The sequence below is a fragment of the Catenulispora pinisilvae genome (assembly GCF_015356865.1).
Lineage (GTDB): Bacteria > Actinomycetota > Actinomycetes > Streptomycetales > Catenulisporaceae > Catenulispora > Catenulispora pinisilvae.
Genome location: NZ_JAAFZA010000137.1, coordinates 1 through 18,519, shown reverse-complemented (window position 1 = coordinate 18,519; position 18,519 = coordinate 1). Strand labels below are relative to the sequence as shown.

The following is an 18,519-nucleotide window of genomic DNA, read 5'->3' as shown; positions in this document are numbered from 1 at the left end:
CTATGCGGCCTTCCTGTGGTCGTCGGTGAGAAAGCCCTCGGCGCGCAGGTCGGCGGTGTAGAACCAGGCTGCGACCGCCGCCTCGTCCTTGGTGAGGGACAGCTCCACGGCCAGTGCGTCGACGGCTTGGGCCCAGCTCTCGCCCGTGGCGAGCTGCCGGCAGACTCCGGCGGCGATCGGGCCGGCCTCGGCGATCTTGCGGCGGCGGACCAGGACGTGTGAGTCGTGCCCGAGACCGACGGTCGTCTCGGGGTCGAGGGCGCATGAGCGATCCTTAAGCGCGGCCCTCAGCGCGGCGGGTGCATCCACGCGCAGCCGCAGTCGGTCCAGCCGGTCTTCCAAGGACCCCTCCGGCCGGTAGCAGTCATCGACGATCTGTTGGAAGGCCGCACTCCCGCGGCCATATCTGCGGGCGGCCTTCTCGCCGAGCCACTTCAGCCCGGGATACCCTTCGCCTTCCTCAGCGAGCGTTGAGCTTGCCTGATACAGCGCGCCTTCGCGCAGGATCACGCCGGCGCGTGGGCGATCGCCCAGAGCCAGAGCGGCCGCGCATCGGGCGACGTGCTCGAACGCGCGGGCCAGAGCCCACCACGCGTAGTTGCCGCGGGCGACGTCCAGGTCGAAGCGGCCCAGCGTGTCGCTGGTCGCCGCAGTGGTCCTGATCGGGACGCCGATGCACAGCCGGTAGTAGCGGTCGAAGTCCGGGCGGGCCTGGGGGACCAGCGACGCCCACGAACCGTCGGCCATGCGCGCGGCCAGGCTGTCGAGCGATGCTCGGCTCATGTACTCACAGTCGACGTAGCGCGCGGCCCGCATCCCGATGGCGATGCTCTGTTGCGGGACACCCTCTTCGTGAATGACGAACAGGTCGACGTCCGAGTTCGGATTCCCGAACCCTTCGATGAGCGATCCGGTGGCGACGCACGACACCGTCGCGGGCAGACCGGCGGCGACCGCGTCGATCTCGGCGCGAATGTCGGTGCCGAGCGTGTCGATCGCGGTGAGGTGGTGCGAGGCGTGGCTCATCTCTGATGCTCCTTCGTCCGGATGCCGGGGCGCGGAAGCGGGCTGGTTCCGAGCGCCTCGACGAGGTCTCGGCACTTCTCGCGGCGGACCTTGCCGCTCGTGGTCAGCGGCAGCGTCCCCGCGGGGACGATGTGGACCGTGTCGATCGACAGGCCCAGGCCGCTGCTGATCGCACGGACGACGTTCCTGGCGATGTCGGCCTGGTCCGCCGCGCTCAGCTCGGCGCATTCACGGACCGCTTCGACGAGGACGGTCACGCGCGGCGCCGGATCCGACGCCGCGCAGTCTGCGATTGCCACAGCGCGTCCCGGCCGGAGCCGGACATCAGCGGCGACTGCGCTGTCCTCTATCTCCGCCGAGTAGTAGTTCTGACCCCGGACCTGGAACCGGTCCTTCGCTCGTCCCAGGAGGACGAGCTCTCCCTTCCACCAGAACCCGAGATCGCCGGTGCGACACCGTTCCCCATCGGCATCGGACGGAGCTATGGCGCCGGTGGAAACCTGCGGTCCAGCGATTCGGACCTCGCCGATCCGGCCGTCTTCCCGCAGGCGCTCGCCGTCCTCGTTCCAGATGGTGACTTCGGTTCCGCGAACCGGTTTTCCACAGGAGACGAGTGTCACGAGCGGCTCGCCCTCCTCCGGCTCGCGGGCCCTGTCCTGGCGCAGCGAGGGCTCGGCGAAGGTGAACGTCCTCGGCGGTTCGCCGACCGGGTTCGCCGTGACGGTCAAGGTCGCCTCCGCCAGTCCGTACGACGGTGTGAAGGCCGCGTAGTCGAATCCGGCGGAGGCGAACGCCTGAGCGAACCGCTCGAGCGTGGCGGGCCGGACCGGTTCGCCGGCGTTCCTGGCGACTCGCAGTCGGCTGAGGTCGAAGTGTTCTGCGCCGGTGACTTTGGCCGCGCACAGTGCATAGCCGAAATCCGGTGCAGAGGTATGCGTGGCACCCCACTCGGTCATGGCGGCGGGCCATATCTCCGGGCGTTTGACGAACTCGAACGGGTCGAGCAGCACTGATGTGTAGTCCGACCACAGTGGGCGCAGGACGCTCGTGACCAGGCCCATGTCGTGGTAGAGAGGGACCCAGTTCACCGAGACGCTGGAGGGGTTTTCGTCGAATGCCTCGGCGGCCTGAACCATCTGCGCGACGATGTTCGCCATGCTGATCTCGACAGGTTTGGGCCGGGCTGTCGAGCCTGAGGTGTACTGCACGTAGCACGTGGGACTGCCCGTCGCGGACGGCTCTGCGGCGTCGTTGTTGTCGGCCGCAAGCGTGCTCATGGAAACGACCATGGTGCCCGTTCGGCCGGCGATGTCCCGGGCAGCCGCGTACAGCTCGTCGTCGACGATGATTGCGGCGGGACGTGAGACAGCCAGGATCGCTCCCAGCCGTTTCTGGTGAACCGGGCTCGATGCGAGGCGGACCGGTCCGGGAACGGCCGCCGCTCCGGCCACGGCGACGCCGAGGAACGCGGTGATGAAGTCCAGCGGATCCTGAACCGCGACCGCGATGGCCGATCCGCCGGTGACCTGCGTTGCGAGTCCCTCCGCACGCAGTCGCCCGGCGACCGCCGCAGACCTGGCCAACAGCTGGCTGAAGGGGAGAGCGCGGGTATGGCCGTCGATGATCGATACGAACCTGGCTCGGCTGGCGCTTCTGGCCGCCAGGAGCTCGGCGATCGTCGTCGGCCCCGCCTTGGCGAATGCCGTGTGCATCTTCAGGCCCTCTAACGAGGCTCGGCGACGAGCTGCGCGATGTGTGCCGAGAACGCCCCGATGTTCTCGGCCTGCATCAAGGTCCCGATGTCCACCGGCTGCCCGGCCCACTCCTCGATGAGGATGCACAGTTCCACGGCCATCAGGGAGTCTCCTCCGAGGTCGAAGAAGCTGTCCGTCACGGTGACCGGCCGTTGGAACACCTCGGCGGCCAGCGCGATCACGCGGTCTGTCACAGACTGCGGCATGTAGTCCTCCTCAGGGTGGTCCCCGCCATGACGGCGTCGCACGAAACAAAAACAGGGTTCGACTGCGCACCGGATCGCGCGACCGTGGCGACGGGAATGCCGTCCGCGGGCGTCTCCGGATGTGTGGTCGACGGCTGGTTCACTGCGGATGGCGGGGGACATGCAGGTCACCCACCCCGTGCAGGCATGAACGATAGTGCCCAAACTCGATCAGGATCAAGCGTTCTAGTTGATCTGATGTGTGCACTCGGAACTGGTCCGCACACCCGCCTTGAGTCTTCCGGGTCCCAGAGCCCTGCTCGGTGTGGCGCGTACCTGGGACGGCGCTCGTTGCGGTGCTTGAGGTAAACGAGTTCGCCCAAAATTCATGCTTGATACTGCTTGAGTTTTGGCATTATCGTTCACTCCTGCACGGGGCGGGGCTGAGCGGCATGTCGCTTCGGCGCCCATGAGCCGACCACGTATCCAGTGCGTTTTCGTAGGCCCTCCCGCCGAAGGTCGGCGCGGGTGTGGCACCGGCCCCGCCGCCGAATACACGTCCAGATCAAGTCACGCCACTGATGATCTCGGAGAGAAAGGGCGACACCTTGCCCGATGTCCTCTCGTCGCAGGAGAAGACGACCGCTGATTCACCGCGTCCCCGGCGTCGCGTCGGCCCCTTGCCGGAGTTGCGAGGAACCTATCCGATGCTCGGCCTGATCAGCCGGGCTTTCCCTTACCGGGCGCGGGGTGCGCGGTTCGGTACGTACGGATCGCTTGTGCTGGTCGCGCCTTGCAACATGGCGTGCCCCTACTGCGACGTCGGCGGCTATGCGAAGGACAGCCAACACCGACTGCCCGGCTGGAGCGAGATGTCGACCGCGTCGATCATCGACTTCGTCCGGGACGAGGTCGCCGAGGGCAGCGTGATCTACCTGACCGGTGGCGAGCCGCTCATGTTCCCTGAGCTCGTGGTCGAACTCGGTTCGGAGATCCGCAGGCTCGGGGGCTACTCGATCGTGTGCACCAACGCGAGCCTGTCCGGCCGGCTGGAACAGGTGTCTCCGTATGTGGACGAGTTCAGTGTCAGCCTCAAAGGCAACGCCGGCTTGGGCGAAGCCGCGTCGGGGGTGACCGGCAAGCTGGCTTTCGAGGTGCCGCGTCGCAACACGGTGGGCCTCGCCGACCTGCCGAACGCCGTGGAGATCGTCGTCGTCATGTTCGACGGACTCACCGTCGATGACATCGTGGAGGTCTACGCCCCCTTGTTCGGGCGCGCCAGCTTCGCGTTCAAGGAGTATCGGCACAAGGCGACCGTCGCTCACGCTGACCACTCCTATACCTCCACGCCGCTTCAGCTCGCCGATGCCGCCGTGGTCCGTCCCATGCCGCGCGACCAGATCCGGACTGTCTACGGGCAGCTGTGCGACAGATATCCGCAGTTCGTCGAATCCTTCACCCTGGTGCTCGGCGGCGGCGACAGCCAGGTCGTCGTGACCAGCGCCGGCGAGGAGCTGTTCACCCCATGACCACAGAACTCGGCAGCAGCACGGGGACGGCGATGGCCGCAGCCGTGCCGGTGCGGATGAAGCATGTCTTCCTCCGACTGCTCAATACCTGCAATCTCGAATGCGCCCATTGCTATGCCAGCTGCGGCCCGTCCGCACGCGAGGCGCTCACCCTGGAGACGGTTCTGCGCCTGGTCGGCGAACTGCCCGAGCTGCGACCGGAGACGGTGCACCTCGAGGGCGGCGAGGCCTTGATGTTCCGCGGATTCTGGGAGCTCCTGGACGCCCTCAACGACCACGGCATCAGCCCGGCGATCACCAGCAACGGACTGGCGGTCACCCAGAAGACGATCGACCGGCTCAAGGGGCGCGTCTCCCGGCTGACCTTCAGCATCGACGGGCCGACCGCCTTCACCCACGACAAGATCCGCCGACGGATCGGCTCGTTCGACAAGGTGACCGAGGCCGCGAGGATGTCCGTGGCCGCGGGCATACCCACGCACATGATCTCCGTCGTCTGGCGCGAGACGGTCCGGCAGGTGGCGCAGACCGTTGCCCTGGCCGAGGAGCTGGGCGTCGATCGGCTGCTGCTGTTCTCGTGCGGTGTGATCGGCGCGGCGGTGCAGAACGAGGCCGAGCTCAGAGTCGACCCGCAGACCTGGGTCGAGTACCTGTGGGAAGTGAAGGAGCTGGCCGTCGGCAGGCCGTGGATCTGGTACGAGCTGGACCGGGTGCCGCGGGAGAACCTCCCAGACTTCCTGCCCGTCGACTATCAGCCGGTCTGCACTCGACGGAAACGGGAGTCGATCATCATCGACCCGAACGGCGACGTCTACCCCTGCGGCTACTTCATCCCCACCGGCCAAAGCCTGGGCAACGTTCACAACGCCTCGCTGCGCGAGCTCGTGCAGCGCGAGCAGACCGGCGAGCGGTTCAGCGGCGCCTGCCGCGACCCCTGGTCCTTGGAGACCGGCATGGTCGAACTGTGCAAGCTCGTCTCCATCAACAGCGAAACGCCGACCGTCGGAGCTAGGCCATGACGTCTGACGCATCCCCTTCCCGCCTTCTCGAGGACACACTGACCGACGCCTATCACCGCGATGGCTTCGTCCGCGGCCAACGGCTGCTCGAGGACGCCCACGCGGACGAGCTGCACGAGATCATCCGGGAGATCGTCGAGAATCCCGACCACGAGTACCACCGCCGTGTCTACGACTTCAAGCACGCCGGCCGGCCGCTGCTGCACATCAAGAACATGTGGAAGCGCTACGACGCATTCGCGCAGCTGTACCGGCACCCGCTGCTGACCGAGGCGCTGCACAACCTCACCGGGCACACCCGGTTTCACCTGTGGCAGGACCGGTTCTTCTACAAGCCCGCCAACGCCGGTGGCATCCACACCTGGCACCAGGACTCCACCTTCCTGCCGTTCCTCCCGCCGTTCCGAACGGTCAGCGCCTGGATCTCGCTGAACGGAGCAGACGAGGACAACGGCGCCATGTGGATGGTGCCCGGCTCGCATGGGTGGGGAGATGCGACCGACCACATGGAACGGCTGGCTGAGCACGTCGGCGCCGCCGACCAGATCCCGGACGTCTACCAGGGCCACGAAGTCAGCCGACATCTGTGTCCCGTCCCCAAGGGGTACGTGCACTTCCACGACGCGTTCACCTGGCATTGCTCGGGACCCAACTGGAGTGACCGCTCGCGCAGCGCCATCGGTCTGTTCTTCGTCACCGCGGACGTGCGCTTCGACGGCGAGAACAAGTGGGCCAAGGACTACGAAGGCGAGCACGGACAACCGCTGGACACCCGGTTCTACCCCGAGGTCACCTACTCCGGTGATGCCCGGTGAGCTGGAGTTTCCGGTACAGCCGCGATCCGGGATCGGCGTTCGACACCGACGAGTTCCGGCACTTCGACTCGGCGGCGGGCCGGCTGCTCGCCCTGGTGGACTCCAACGGGGTGCCGCCGGCTGCCGCGCCCCAGGTGCGCGCCGTCGTGTTCGACGAGATCGACCGCGCCGCCGGCGACGGGGCGTCGTTGCTGGATGCCCTGACCCGGGTCCGCGCCGTCGCGACCGACTGGTTCGCCAAGGCCGACCTGCCGCTGACGGGCTGCTTCCTGAACGTCGGTCTGGTGGAACTCGGGGACGCCGGGCTCACGCTGGCCGGGGCCTACGCTCCGGTGTACCGCCTGTCGCGGACGCGACCGACGTGCTACACGGACTTTCCCGGACCCGTGACCGGGCCCGGTGGCATGCTTCGGCATCCGTTGCGCACGATCGCCGTCGACATCCAGGCCGACGAGCACGTCCTCATTCCCAGCGATGGCCTCCTGGAGAGCCGGACGACGGCCGGGAAGATCAACGGGGATTCTCATCTGAAGCGCTGTGTCGAGGAGTTCTTCGACTCCGGCGACGTCCATGAGGCGGTTCTCGGCAAGTACCGTGACAACGATGCCGAACTCCATGACAGCCGTTCACTGCTGTCGATCACTCGAGCTGAGTAGGCGAGCGTGGACAACACTCTGATTCTGATGAAGCCCGACGTGTACGAGCGCGGGCTGCAAGCCGAGATCCTGGAGGCGATCCGGCAGCTCCCGCTGACCCTGGAGGAACACTTCCAGGTCCGGTTCACCCCGGAGGGCATCTTCGAGCTGTGGCCCCGGATTTACGGGTGGCGGTGGACGAACAGCCTGATGGAGGACTTCCCGCACCACCCGCTGGACGCCTATGTGCTGACCGGGGACGGCGCCGTCCCCACGGTCATCGAGTTCAAAGACGCGCTCAGGGAGCAGCGCAGCCAGGTCAACTCCTACCGGAACATGCTTCACTCGCCGGACGACCAGGCGGCGTTCGATCGCGAGTACCGGTACCTCGACTCCATCAGGGTGGCGTGATGACCTTCGAGGCGGTGGTGTTCGACCTGTTCGGCACGCTCGTTCCGCCGTTCCGCAAAGCCGAGCACACCGAAGCCATCCGGGGGTGCGCGCGGGTGCTGGGGATGGACTTCGAAGCCTGCCACGCGTTGTGGATCGAGTCCTTCGGGCAGCGGACCTCAGGCGGTTTCGCCTCCGTCGCCGACAACTTCGCCTGGATGGGCGACCGGACCGGTGTCCGGCTCGACCCCCAGGCATGCCGGGCCGCCGCCGTGCAGTACGGCGAGTTCACCAGGGCCGGACTCGAACCGCTGGAGGGCGTCGAACGGACGCTGGCCGCTCTCAAAACCGCCGGTCTGCGCCTGGGCCTGCTCACCAACTGCGCCCCGGACGTCCCGTCCATCCTCGCCGAGACGGCCTGGGGCAGCCGGTTCGACGCCGCGGTGTTCAGCTGTACCGCCCGGGTGTCCAAGCCCGAGCCCCGATCCTACGAGCTGGTTCTCGACAGGCTCGGGATACCGGCCGGCGCCGTCCTCTACGTCGGCGACGGAAGTGACGGGGAGTTGCGCGGTGCGGCTGCGGCGGGGCTTCATCCCGTCCTGGTCACCCCGGACCTGACCAACACCTACGATCGCACGCGTCCCGACGTCGAGTCCTGGACCGGTCCCAGGATCGCGACCATCCCGGACGTCCTGGGCTACCTGGACGGCCGATGAGATCCACGGTGCTGGCCGCGCCGGGCGACATCCGCAGTGTCGAGCTCGACGACCCAGGTCTGCAGGCTCCCACGGACGCTCTGGTGCGAGTTCGAGCCGCCGGTATCTGCGGCAGCGACCTGTGGGCGTTCACCGGGGTGGCTCAGCGCGCGGCGATGCAGGCCATCGGGCACGAGTTCGTCGGCGAGGTCACGGCCGTCGGGGCGGAGGTCCGCGGGCTCCGGGTCGGCGACGAAGTCGCGGCACCATTCTCCTGGAGCTGCGCGGAGTGCCCGCCGTGTCGTGAAGGATGGACCTCGTCGTGCAGCGACGGCGGATTCTTCGGCCGGACCTCGGGCGCCGGCGGTGCGCAGAGCGAGTTCGTCAGGGTCCCGCATGCTGACGGCACGCTGCTGCCTCTTCCTCCCGGGACGCTGAGCGACGAACGGCGGACGGTCAACGTGCTGCTGGCCGGGGACGTGTTGGCGACGGGGCGGCACGCTGTCGAGATCGCCGGGGTCGGCGCCGGAACCAGGTGCGTCGTCGTCGGCGACGGCAGCGTGGGTCTGGCCGCGGTCACCATGGCCAGGCGTGCCGGAGCCACGCACATCACCGTGCTCGGCCACCATCGGGCTCGGATGGCGCGCGCGGGCGAGGCCGACCGTGTCGTCGACTCCCGCTCCACCGGCTGGTTCGACGACCTGGTGCGCAGCCGGCCGGACGCCGTCCTCGACTGCGTCGGGACGGCCGACACCACCGACCTGGCCGTCTCCGTGGTCGGAGACGGCGGCACGGTGGGAGTGGTCGGCGTGCCCCACGGTGTCCGTACCGCGCCGGTCGCGGCGATGTTCAGACACAACATCGGCATCCGCTACGGCATCGCGCCGGCCCGCAGGTACCTTCCGGAGCTGCTCGACTCGATCACCGGCGGTTCGCTCGACGCCTCGTTTCTCGTGGACCGCCATCTGGAGCTGCGTGACGCTGCGAAGGGCTACGCGGAGATGGCCGAGCGCACGACTCTTAAAGCCGTCCTCTGGCCGCAGGGCTGAGGGCGAACAGGTTTCACGCGACGAAGGAGCTGCATGGCGATCGAGACCGAGCGCCGATTTCTTCTCGACGGGGAGGGCTGGCGACTCCAGGCGGCCGAGCCCACTCTCATCCGGCAGGGGTATCTCAGCCTGGACCGCGAGCGGGTCGTGCGGGTGCGAGTCGTCGACGGCACGAGGGGCTGGATCACGGTCAAGGGAATTCGCAGGCACCATCGCCGCCACGAATTCGAGTACGAGATTCCGGTGGATCAGGCGGTGTTCATGCTGGACGGTCTGTGCCTGAAGCCCCTGATCGTCAAAAGGCGCTTCCGGATCGAGAACGAGCCTGTCGGGGACTGGATCGTCGACGAGTTCTGTGAAGCGAACAAGGGCCTGGTCATCGCCGAGATCGAGTATGCCGAGGGGGAGCAGGTCACGTGCCCGCCGTGGGTCGGGCGGGAGATTTCGACCGACGACAAGTATGCGAACTCCTCACTCGTCGATCGACCGTTCGCCGAGTGGGCCGAACAGTGAGAGCTGCCCATGAATGACACAGCCCTGCGCCTGAACCGGCTCCGCTGGGACGAACTGGCCGGCATGCACGGCGAGGACTCCGTGTACCGCGCGAGTGCGGTGGTCGCCGGTGAGTCCTCGCTCGGCCCGATCGAGACCGATCTGCTGGGCGACGTCCGCGGAGTGCGGATTTTGCATCTTCAGTGTCACATCGGATTGGACACCATCTCATTGGCGAGACTGGGGGCCGAGGTGACAGGCGTCGACTTCTCCGAAACGGCGGTCGAGAAGGCTCGGGCGTTCGCTGCCGCAGCCGGGGTCGCGGCGGACTTCGTGGTGGCCGACGCGCAAGATCTCCCCGAGAGCCTCGCGAACCGGTTCGACATCGTCTTCGCCTCCCATGGAGTCTTCCACTGGATCGCCGATGCCGACGCCTGGATGCGTGGCGTCGCGCGCTGCCTGGCTCCCGGCGGCAGACTGGTGGTGGTGGACTTCCACAACCTGTACCTGATGCTGGGTTCGGCAGACCCGATCAGGCTGGACCTCCCGTACGCCACCCGGAAGCCGCTGGTGGTCGACGCGCCGAACGATTACGCCACCGGTCAATCGCTGAGCAGGTCAAAAGGCATCTGGTCGATGAGGAGTCCGGTACAGATCGCGAACACGGCGATCACGGCAGGCCTGTCGGTCCGACAGATCGCCGAGAACTTCAGCCACCACCACCGAGGCAAGGACTTCATGGAACACGACGGTCGCGAATACCGGGTCACAGCAGACGGCGTCGCGCTTCCCATCACCTTCACCCTCATCGCCGAACGGACTCGGTAGTCCCATGGCAGCCGCTTACGGCCTCGTCGTGATGGATCTCGACGGAACCTTGGTGCCGCACCGCGCGCACGGCGGATGGGGCGCGGACATGGTCATTCCGCCGGTACTGGTCAAGACACTGGACGACCTGCAGGCGTCCGGGATCCCGGTGGTGGTCGCGACCGGACGCCCGGTGTGGGCCGCCTTGCCGATCGTGCGGCAACTGCCCGAGTCGGACCTCCTGTGGCTGGTGGCCTCGGATGGCGCGTACACGCACCGCCTGCGGGATCCTTCCGGCGCCACATGCCTGACGCTGTCACCGGAGCGCGCCGTAGCGGCCATCTCATCGCTGGCGGCTTCGGCTGAGTTCGCTGTCGAATTCGGGACTGAGGGCTATGTGCACACCCCGGGCTTCGCCCAGGACTTCCCCTCGACGTTCATCCGCAGCGCTGACGTCTCAGAACTCGCGCAGATTCGAACGACCCGGCTGATCGGCCGCCTGACCCCCGCGTCTCAAGAGTCGGGAGAGTCGGGAGAGCCGGGAGCCCATCTGGAGCATGCACGTCAGGCACTTCGCGAGTTGGACGGTGACGGGCTGCGATACACCGTGTTCGACAACGGATGGATCGATGTGGTCGCCGCGGCAGCGACGAAGGAGAGCATGGTCGCGACCATCGCAGCCCACCATGGCGTCGCAGCACCGCGAGTTCTCGTGGCCGGCGACGGCGACAACGATCTCGGAATGATCAGGTGGGGCGGCCTGTCCATCGCGATGGCTCACGCTCCACTGCATGTCCGAGATGCCGCCGGGCATGTAGCCGGCTCGCCGGAGGAGCTGGCTGCCTTGTTGGTGGAGTTGCACCAATGACGCGCGCCGCCCCAAGCGCGCAACCAGATGACGTGGCGTACCCGGTGACGGTAAGCTGCCCGCACTAAGGCGTTGACCCGGCCATCACCGGTGAGCCTCCGGAAGAACAGGCGAGCAGCCCTAGTAGAACCGGACGGGTGGACCCGTCACAGTTCATGATGAAGTGGTCGTGATCGCAGCGCAGGACGCGATCGCGGCAAGCGAGGTGGTACCGCGGGTCACCGGACGCAAGCTGGCGCCGGTGGCATCGTCCTCGCGTGAGGCGGAGACGACCGAGCGCGAAGGACCATCGACTTAATGAGGTACCCCAAGGCTTCTGCGGGCACGGGTGACGAGGCGGTGCCTGCCAGTCCCCGGTTTCCGGCGATCGAGGAACGCGTGCTCGACTACTGGGCGGGCGACGGGACGTTCCGGGCTTCGGTGGAGAACCGGCCGGCCGGTGACAGCGGCGCGAACGAGTTCGTGTTCTACGACGGCCCGCCGTTCGCGAACGGGCTGCCGCACTACGGTCACCTGCTGACCGGCTACGTCAAGGACCTCATCCCGCGGTACCAGACGATGCGGGGCAAGCGGGTCGAACGCCGCGTAGTAGTCCAGAAAGCCTTCGCAGGATCTGATCAGCGTTTTCGTGGATCGGTCAGGCTGAGGGTGCCGATTACCTGTCCATCGTCGTCATAGCCGACTCCTGATTTGATGGTCACCAGTGATCATCAAATCGCGGAACATCGGCTTGCTGCCGCTGACCGGCTGGACGCCAGCCGCGGCCTTCGTTAGCACGGCTGGCGCGCTGCACACGCGCTGGGGCGGCTGCCCCACAACCGGCGAGGATCGCGTGCGGCCGCCACCGCGCTGGACACCGGCGCCGACAACCTTCTCGCAGCCCATGTCCCACCAGCTCAGCGTAGGGCTCCGGCGCTGCACCTCATCGCTCGGCCCAGGTCGCAACCTACCGTGACCTCAGTTATCATAAGTTGGGTTATGCAATCCCGAGGAGGTCTTCGGTGCCGCTTCCCCGTCCGGATGAGATGTTCGACCGTGATCGCGAATGGTCGGCGCTGACCGCCTTCGCCGCCGACGATCGCCCCGGCGCGACGCTCGGCGTGGTCTCGGGCCGCCGCCGGCAGGGCAAGACCTTCCTGCTGCGCGCCTTATGCCAAGCCACCGGCGGCTTCTACTTCGCCGCCGACCAGGCCGCCGACGGCGAGTCCCTGCGGCGGATCGGCGCCGCCCTCGGCGAACACCTGGGCGCCCCGGCGCCGCTGGAGTTCACCGACTGGCATCAGGTCGTCGACGCATTGCTGGCCCTGGGCCGGGAGCAGCCCGTGCCGGTGGTCATCGACGAATTCCCCTACCTGGCCAAGGCCAACCCGACCCTGCCGTCAGTCGTGCAGAACGCCCTGGCCCCGCTGCGCAGACAGCGCGAGGCCAGTCGCACCCGGCTGCTGCTGTGCGGTTCGGCGATGTCGTTCATGGGTGGTTTGCTGTCCGGCAACGCCCCGCTACGCGGCCGCGCCGGCCTGGAGTTGCTCGTGCCGACCCTGGACTACCGGCTGGCCGCGCAGTTCTGGGGCATCGACGACCCGGTCACCGCCCTGAAAGTCAACGCCATCGTCGGCGGCACCCCGGCCTACCGCCGCGAATACGCCCGCGACGACACCCCGGCCGGCCCCGACGACTTCGACGCCTGGGTGCAGCGCACGGTCCTGTCCCCCACCAGCCCCCTGTTCCGCGAGGCCCGCTACCTGCTGGCCGACGAGCCCGACATCCAGGACACCGGCCTGTACCACTCGGTGCTGGCCGCGATCGCCGACGGCAACGCCAACCGCGGCGGCATCGCCTCCTACCTCGGCCGCAAATCCGGCGACATGGCCCACCCGCTGAACGTCCTGGAAGACTCCGGCCTGATCGCCAAGGAACCCGACGCGTTCAAAGACAACCGCACCACGTTCCACATCACCGAACCCTTGGTGACCTTCTACCACGCCGTCATGCGCCCGATCTGGTCCGACCTGGAACATACCGCCGACCCAGCCCGGCTGTGGCAGCGCAGTCGCCGCCGTTTCACCGGCAACGTCCTGGGCCCGCACTTCGAACACGTCTGCCGCCACTGGACTCGCCACATCGCCGAGGAACACCTCCTGGGCGACTTCCCCCACCGCGTCCAGCCCGGCACCGTCAACGACCCCGCCGCCAAGACCAGCCACGAAGTCGACGTCGTCGCCTACGGCCTGGACGACGACAACCGCCAGCCGATCCTGGCCATCGGCGAGGCAAAATGGGGGGAGACCATGGGCATCGCCCACCTGGAACGTCTGCGCCACATCCGCGCCCTGCTCGCCGCCCAAGGCCGCCACGGCGCCGAAACCGCCCGCCTCGCCTGCTACAGCGCCACCGGCTTCGCCGACGACCTGCACGCCGAAGCCGAGAAGAACAGCGAGATCCTGCTCGTCGGGGCAGCCGACCTTTACAGGTGAAGCGATCATATAAGCGCTCTACACTCACGAACGTGGACGACGGCATCCAGCTGAACGGCACCGACGGCGACCTGAAGCCTCTACCGGTGGACTTGGCGGAACTCGCCGAGGCACTCGAAAGCAACCCGCTGGAACCGACCGGCGGCGGCATCATCGACCTGGACACCGGCGAGATCTTCGTCGAGTGCGTCATCGAGTACCTGCGCGACGACGAAGGCGTCGACCTGTACGAGACACGCGAGAACATCCTGGGCATCGACCGCCTCGGCTCCCGCGCCGCCTACCAGGACATGCTGGACTACATCGACACCCTCACCGACGAACACCTGGCCGAACTGCTCACCGTCGCCGTCCAGGGCTGCGGCGCCTTCCGCCGATTCAAAGACGTCCTCGCGGAGCACACCGGGACCCTGGACCCCTACTTCACCTTCGCCGACGCCCGCGAACACCAGCGTGCCGCCGAATGGCTCGCCGACAACGGCTACATCAGCACCCGGCACAGCCCGCCCCGGGACGCCACATCAGGGTCCTGAAACCGCTCAGAACTTCGCCGTGTATTGGCCGCGCACACCCGGACTGCTGTCGCAACCGGTCGCAGACCAACCCGCGCCGAAATACCGACAGCATCGACGCCTGTGCAGCTGCGTTGCGGCGATGAGACAGCACCAGAACGGCAACGGCCGGAGCCCACGCTTTTGTGGACACCGGCCGATTTGATTCCTTACAGACCCTGACCTGGGAAGAACCACCTTCAATATTGTATGTGGACCTGAGGAGATTTGAACTCCTGACCCCCTCGATGCGAACGAGGTGCGCTACCAGGCTGCGCCACAGGCCCTCCAACGAGTCAGAAATCTATCACATGGCCTGACCCGTTCCGAAACTCGTTTTCCGGTGTTAGCCGTTGGCCGCCCTGCGGTACTCGTGCGGGGGCTGTGCGGGGCGCCACACCGTGGACTCGGGCTCGTGGACCAGGGGGTCGGCGGAGGCGGAGGCCGGGGCCGGTGATGATGTGCGCTGGTCGGCCTGGCGCTGCTGGCGGTCGCGGCGGCGGTCGGCGGCCAGGGCGGCTTGGCGGCGGCGGTAGCGTTCGCGGGCGCGCTGCTTCTCGTCGCTGCGGATGTAGACGACGTAGCCCGAGAACAGGGCCGCGGGGGCGAGCATGGCCCAGATGAAGGCCAGGCCCAGGAAGGTGCTCACGATGGCGCCCAGGGTCGCCAGGGTGAACAGGGCGGCGACCACGCGGCGGCGGCGCATCAGCAGCACTCCGCGGCGCCGGGCGGCTGTCGTGGCGGGCGTGGGCTTGGTGATCGACTGCTGGTGGGGCGGCAGTTGCGCGGTGACGACCTTGCGGGGCTGGGCCGCCGCGGCCGGGATCGGCTTCGCCGCCGGCGGCTTGGGCATCGGGGCGGCGGCCGGCTTCGGCTTGAGGTTCTTCACCGGTGTCGGGAGGACGGCCGTCTTGCGCAGCGGCTGCTTCTTCTCCGCGGGACGTCCGTCCCCGGGGCGCGGGGCGAGGGCACCGTCGGTGCCGGTGGCGGCCAGGGCCTCGTCGGCGAGCACCTTCTTCTCGAAGCGTTCGCTGCGCCCGAGGGTGCGGATGGCGGCTGCGTAGCGCGCCTTCTCCCGCGCCTCGTTCAGTTGTTCTTCCCTGCGCAGCCACACTGGGACGAGGTACACGGCCCAGGCGCCGACGATTCCCGCGTAGATGAGGCCGCTGCTGCTCACAACACAGCACAGTAGAGGGGCCGACGATCATCAAGGCGCATTCTGTCGGCGTGTCGTTGAGGTTGTGACGAGACTGTTGTGACAGATGGGGCCAGTTGATCAGTCTAGGGTGTCCGCTGTTCCCCCATCAAGCACGGTCCACACCATTTGTCACCCGGCCGGAGTAGTGCCGCTGCTCGAAAGAGTGACGCGCCAACGGGCCAGCAGCCCGTCCGGCACCTCCTGGGCGGTCAGCGCGAACGCCTCGTGGTCCCGCCAGTCGCCGTCGATGTGCAGATACGCCCGGCGCAGTCCCTCGGGCCGGAAGCCGAGCTTGTGGACCACGCGCAGACTGGCCGCGTTCTCCGGCCGGATGCACACCTCGATGCGGTGCAGCCCGGCGGCGCGGAAGCAGTGGTCGACGGCCAGGGCGAGGGCGGTCGGTGTGATGCCGCGGCCGGCGACGGTCTCATCGACCCAGTAGCCGATGTTCGCCGAGCGCAGCGAGCCCCAGGTGATGCTGGAGACCGTGAGCTGGCCGACGAGCCGGTGGGCGACCGGCTTGGCGGGCCGGCGGCCCCGGCGGCCGCCGGGCTCGTGCTCGGCGCCCGGCAGGCCGTCGAGCACGTCGGCGGGGTCCGGGGGCTCGGCGTAGTCGATGGCGAACGGCAGCATCCGGCCGGCCAGCGCCTCGGTGCGCAGCCGCCGCACCATCTGCCGGAAGGTGATCCGCCCGCTGGTGTCACCGGGTGGCACCGTGGCCTCCCACCGCGACAGCCAGGACCGGTTGCGCTCCTTCAGCTCCCGCCAGGCCGGGGCGTCGGACAACGCCAGCGGGCGCAGCCGCACCGCTCCGTCGCCCAGGACCGCCGGCCACGCCGCGCCCCACCCGGCGGGCCGGTTCAGTGGTCGCCCCCGTGCAGCTGGTCCAGCGCGTGCGCGAGCACCCGCCCCAGGACCGCCATGCCGTCCTTCACCCCGCCCGGGGAGCCCGGCAGGTTGACGATGAGCGTGTTCCCGGCGACGCCGGCCGTGGCCCGGGACAGCGCCGCGGTCGGCACCTTCGCCAGCCCCTCGGCGCGGATCGCCTCGGAGATCCCGGGCACCTCGTAGTCGAGCACCCGCCGCGTCATGTCCGGGGTCTGATCCGTCGGCGAGATCCCGGTGCCCCCGGTGGTGACGATCACGTCGTAGCCCAGCGAGAGCATCCGCCGCAGCACGACCTCCACCGGCGCCCCGTCGGGCACCACCTCCGGCCCCGCGGCCGCGAAGCCGAGCTCGGTCAGCCGCTCCACGATGATCGGGCCCGTGGTGTCGGCGTACACCCCCTGAGCCGCGCGGTTGGACACCGTCACGACCATCGCACGCCGCATCGCGCTCCCCCTGTCCAGCTGAGTGTCGCCGGCCAACGCTACTCACTTTCCTCTCCGGGTGAGACTGGAAACGAAAGAACCCCGCCGGTCACCCGACGGGGTTCTGTACGCGTTCTTCGAGGTGGCCAGGGCCGGGGTCGAACCGGCGACCTTCCGCTTTTCAGGCGGACGCTCGTACCAACTGAGCTACCTGGCCCCACTGCGAAAGCGTCCGGTCGCCCGGACACCTGGAACAGCATACCGGATGGCGAGGTATACCTCCCACCGGGTTTGCGAAGCGCGCTTCCGCAGTACCGCAGGGCCGCTCAGCGGGATCCGTACCGGTAGTCCGCCTGGCGGGTGGTGACGATCTCCTTGCCCAGCGGGGCCAGCGAGACCGGGATCAGCTTGAAGTTGGCGACGCCCAGCGGGATGCCGATGATCGTCAGGCACAGCAGGACACCGGTGATCGCGTGCCCGATGGCCAGCCAGATCCCGGCCACCACGAACCAGATGACGTTCCCGAGGAACGACAAGGCGCCGGCCCCGGGCTTGTCGATGATCGTCCGCCCGAACGGCCACAGCGCATAGTTGGCGATCCGGAACGAGGCCAGGCCCCAGGGGATGGTGATGATCAGGATGCAGCAGATGATCCCGGCCAGCGCATAGCCGATGGCCATCCAGAAGCCGCACAGCACCAGCCAGATGATGTTCAGAATGAAGCGCATGTCTCCCCGCATATCCTCGCGCCGCCCGTTCGAACGGAGAACGCCTGAGCCGATCATCGCGTTCCATGGCCCCCACGGCCAGCCCTGAGCGGCCGCTCGGGCGGCAAGCGGACCAGGACAGGTGGAGCGGAAAAGCAGAAGAGCCGCCTCGCGGCGGCTCTTCGTATGCGGTCCCGACGGGATTTGAACCCGCGACCTTCACCTTGACAGGGTGACGAGCACTCCTAGCTGCTCCACGGGACCTCGTATGTACTTGTACTGCCTTGCGTTCCCAGCCCGGCCGGTTCCCCGACCGCCCGGTAGAGCATATCGGATTACCGCCGCAGTTCCTAACGGCTTCCGGCCCAACTGGTACGGCGTACCCCCAACGGGATTCGAACCCGTGTTACCGCCTTGAAAGGGCGGCGTCCTAGGCCTCTAGACGATGGGGGCTGGTCTGCCCTCAACGTCCATCCGTCCGTCGGGGACGAGTTGAAGCATAGAGCACGATCAGCCCCGGGGCCAAAATGATTAGCGGCCCCACCCGCCCATTCGGTCGGCACGCGAGCCGCGGGCGAAGCAGTAACCGGTTCTGTTAACGACGACCGACCCGCTACGCTGGTACGCGACACACGCCAGGGGCGTGTGTGGGGCGCTAGCTCAATTGGCAGAGTAGCGGGCTTTTAACCCGTGGGTTGTGGGTTCGAGTCCCACGCGCCCTACCCCACGATCTTCCTGCTGCGGTGGGTCCGCACAGGTCAGCGACACGACACCGGCCGCCGGAGGCTGGCCGGCCGAGGCGGGTGGCATACCCGTCCGCGAAGGCGGACTCGGGTGTCGCCCCATGATGACACGAGCCCCGTGTCGAGTCCTGCTCCGTGTTGGTCAGTGCGGCCGCGGGGTTTCTCGGAGGTTCCGCGCGGGATTGCGGGGCTGTTCGTCCGCTGCTCGACTACTGGATGAATATTTCGGGTCGCCGACAGCTATGGCAGGGGCCTGGGCTGGGGTTCGGGGG

Annotated in this window: 19 protein-coding genes, 5 tRNA genes and 1 pseudogene; 14 read left to right on the top strand and 11 right to left on the bottom strand. The window is 67.8% G+C overall.

The features are described 5' to 3' along the window. Genes IZR01_RS30685 through IZR01_RS30675 form a run of 3 tightly spaced genes read right to left on the bottom strand, consistent with a single transcriptional unit; the run spans position 1 to position 2,986 of the window. On the bottom strand, positions 1–1,026 hold the full coding sequence (locus tag IZR01_RS30685) for a nucleotidyltransferase domain-containing protein (protein WP_194890867.1): 1,026 nt from the start codon (positions 1,024–1,026) through the stop codon (positions 1–3). Beyond that, on the bottom strand, positions 1,023–2,738 hold the full coding sequence (locus tag IZR01_RS30680) for an AMP-binding protein (protein ID WP_194925912.1): 1,716 nt from the start codon (positions 2,736–2,738) through the stop codon (positions 1,023–1,025). The genes IZR01_RS30685 and IZR01_RS30680 overlap by 4 nt, the downstream gene beginning before the upstream one ends. 11 nt (positions 2,739–2,749) lie before the next feature. After that, the gene (locus IZR01_RS30675; protein WP_194890869.1) at positions 2,750–2,986 is read right to left on the bottom strand and encodes an acyl carrier protein; all 237 of its coding nucleotides are present in this window, start codon (positions 2,984–2,986) and stop codon (positions 2,750–2,752) included. Between the two features lie 686 nt (positions 2,987–3,672). On the opposite strand from IZR01_RS30675, the gene IZR01_RS30670 reads away from it, so the two are divergent. The 13 genes and pseudogenes from IZR01_RS30670 (at position 3,673) to IZR01_RS30610 (ending at position 14,271) form a co-directional block, all read left to right on the top strand. Next, on the top strand, positions 3,673–4,494 hold the full coding sequence (locus IZR01_RS30670; RefSeq protein WP_194925911.1) for a radical SAM protein: 822 nt from the start codon (positions 3,673–3,675) through the stop codon (positions 4,492–4,494). Further along, entirely contained in the window at positions 4,491–5,513 is a 1,023-nt protein-coding gene (locus IZR01_RS30665; RefSeq protein WP_194925910.1) for a radical SAM protein, read from the top strand. Before IZR01_RS30670 ends, IZR01_RS30665 begins: the two co-directional genes overlap by 4 nt. Beyond that, complete coding sequence (locus IZR01_RS30660; RefSeq protein ID WP_194925909.1) at positions 5,510–6,328, top strand: phytanoyl-CoA dioxygenase family protein; 819 nt, start codon at positions 5,510–5,512, stop codon at positions 6,326–6,328. The genes IZR01_RS30665 and IZR01_RS30660 overlap by 4 nt, the downstream gene beginning before the upstream one ends. Further along, positions 6,325–6,984, top strand: coding sequence for a hypothetical protein (locus tag IZR01_RS30655; RefSeq protein ID WP_194890873.1), 660 nt, complete (start codon positions 6,325–6,327; stop codon positions 6,982–6,984). Before IZR01_RS30660 ends, IZR01_RS30655 begins: the two co-directional genes overlap by 4 nt. 6 nt (positions 6,985–6,990) lie before the next feature. Continuing rightward, complete coding sequence (locus IZR01_RS30650; RefSeq protein ID WP_323746010.1) at positions 6,991–7,374, top strand: nucleoside-diphosphate kinase; 384 nt, start codon at positions 6,991–6,993, stop codon at positions 7,372–7,374. Then, positions 7,374–8,069, top strand: coding sequence for an HAD family hydrolase (locus tag IZR01_RS30645; protein ID WP_194890875.1), 696 nt, complete (start codon positions 7,374–7,376; stop codon positions 8,067–8,069). Before IZR01_RS30650 ends, IZR01_RS30645 begins: the two co-directional genes overlap by 1 nt. Beyond that, a complete protein-coding gene (locus IZR01_RS30640) occupies positions 8,066–9,097 on the top strand; it encodes an alcohol dehydrogenase catalytic domain-containing protein (RefSeq protein WP_194890876.1) in 1,032 nt (343 codons plus the stop codon). Before IZR01_RS30645 ends, IZR01_RS30640 begins: the two co-directional genes overlap by 4 nt. Before the next feature lie 33 nt (positions 9,098–9,130). Next, positions 9,131–9,610, top strand: coding sequence for a CYTH domain-containing protein (locus IZR01_RS30635; protein ID WP_194890877.1), 480 nt, complete (start codon positions 9,131–9,133; stop codon positions 9,608–9,610). A gap of 9 nt (positions 9,611–9,619) precedes the next feature. Next, positions 9,620–10,417: a class I SAM-dependent methyltransferase gene (locus IZR01_RS30630; protein WP_194890878.1), complete on the top strand. Its 798-nt coding sequence runs from the start codon at positions 9,620–9,622 to the stop codon at positions 10,415–10,417. A gap of 4 nt (positions 10,418–10,421) precedes the next feature. Further along, entirely contained in the window at positions 10,422–11,264 is an 843-nt protein-coding gene (locus IZR01_RS30625; protein WP_194925908.1) for an HAD family hydrolase, read from the top strand. Positions 11,265–11,561: 297 nt separating this feature from the next. Continuing rightward, positions 11,562–11,849, top strand: a pseudogene (locus IZR01_RS30620) (class I tRNA ligase family protein); the annotation flags it as partial. A 440-nt stretch (positions 11,850–12,289) separates the two neighbouring features. After that, a complete protein-coding gene (locus IZR01_RS53580; protein ID WP_194925914.1) occupies positions 12,290–13,738 on the top strand; it encodes an AAA family ATPase in 1,449 nt (482 codons plus the stop codon). Between the two features lie 32 nt (positions 13,739–13,770). Further along, on the top strand, positions 13,771–14,271 hold the full coding sequence (locus IZR01_RS30610; protein WP_194925907.1) for a UPF0158 family protein: 501 nt from the start codon (positions 13,771–13,773) through the stop codon (positions 14,269–14,271). Positions 14,272–14,502: 231 nt separating this feature from the next. On the opposite strand, the gene IZR01_RS30605 is transcribed toward IZR01_RS30610, so the two are convergent. The 8 genes from IZR01_RS30605 to IZR01_RS30570 form a co-directional block, all read right to left on the bottom strand. After that, positions 14,503–14,576 (bottom strand) — tRNA-Ala (locus IZR01_RS30605). A gap of 59 nt (positions 14,577–14,635) precedes the next feature. Then, complete coding sequence (locus tag IZR01_RS30600) at positions 14,636–15,466, bottom strand: SepX/GlpR family protein (RefSeq protein WP_194890941.1); 831 nt, start codon at positions 15,464–15,466, stop codon at positions 14,636–14,638. Between the two features lie 150 nt (positions 15,467–15,616). Beyond that, the gene (locus IZR01_RS30595; protein ID WP_323746016.1) at positions 15,617–16,294 is read right to left on the bottom strand and encodes a GNAT family N-acetyltransferase; all 678 of its coding nucleotides are present in this window, start codon (positions 16,292–16,294) and stop codon (positions 15,617–15,619) included. A gap of 53 nt (positions 16,295–16,347) precedes the next feature. After that, a complete protein-coding gene (locus tag IZR01_RS30590) occupies positions 16,348–16,818 on the bottom strand; it encodes a MogA/MoaB family molybdenum cofactor biosynthesis protein (RefSeq protein WP_194890942.1) in 471 nt (156 codons plus the stop codon). Between the two features lie 122 nt (positions 16,819–16,940). Next, positions 16,941–17,014 (bottom strand) — tRNA-Phe (locus IZR01_RS30585). Positions 17,015–17,123: 109 nt separating this feature from the next. Next, the gene (locus IZR01_RS30580; protein ID WP_194890943.1) at positions 17,124–17,525 is read right to left on the bottom strand and encodes a YccF domain-containing protein; all 402 of its coding nucleotides are present in this window, start codon (positions 17,523–17,525) and stop codon (positions 17,124–17,126) included. 168 nt (positions 17,526–17,693) lie between these two features. After that, positions 17,694–17,768 (bottom strand) — tRNA-Asp (locus IZR01_RS30575). Between the two features lie 116 nt (positions 17,769–17,884). Further along, positions 17,885–17,957, bottom strand: a tRNA-Glu gene (locus IZR01_RS30570). 196 nt (positions 17,958–18,153) lie between these two features. Here IZR01_RS30570 and IZR01_RS30565 point away from each other — a divergent pair. Next, a tRNA-Lys gene (locus IZR01_RS30565) sits at positions 18,154–18,226 on the top strand. The last annotated feature ends 293 nt before the right edge of the window (positions 18,227–18,519 follow it).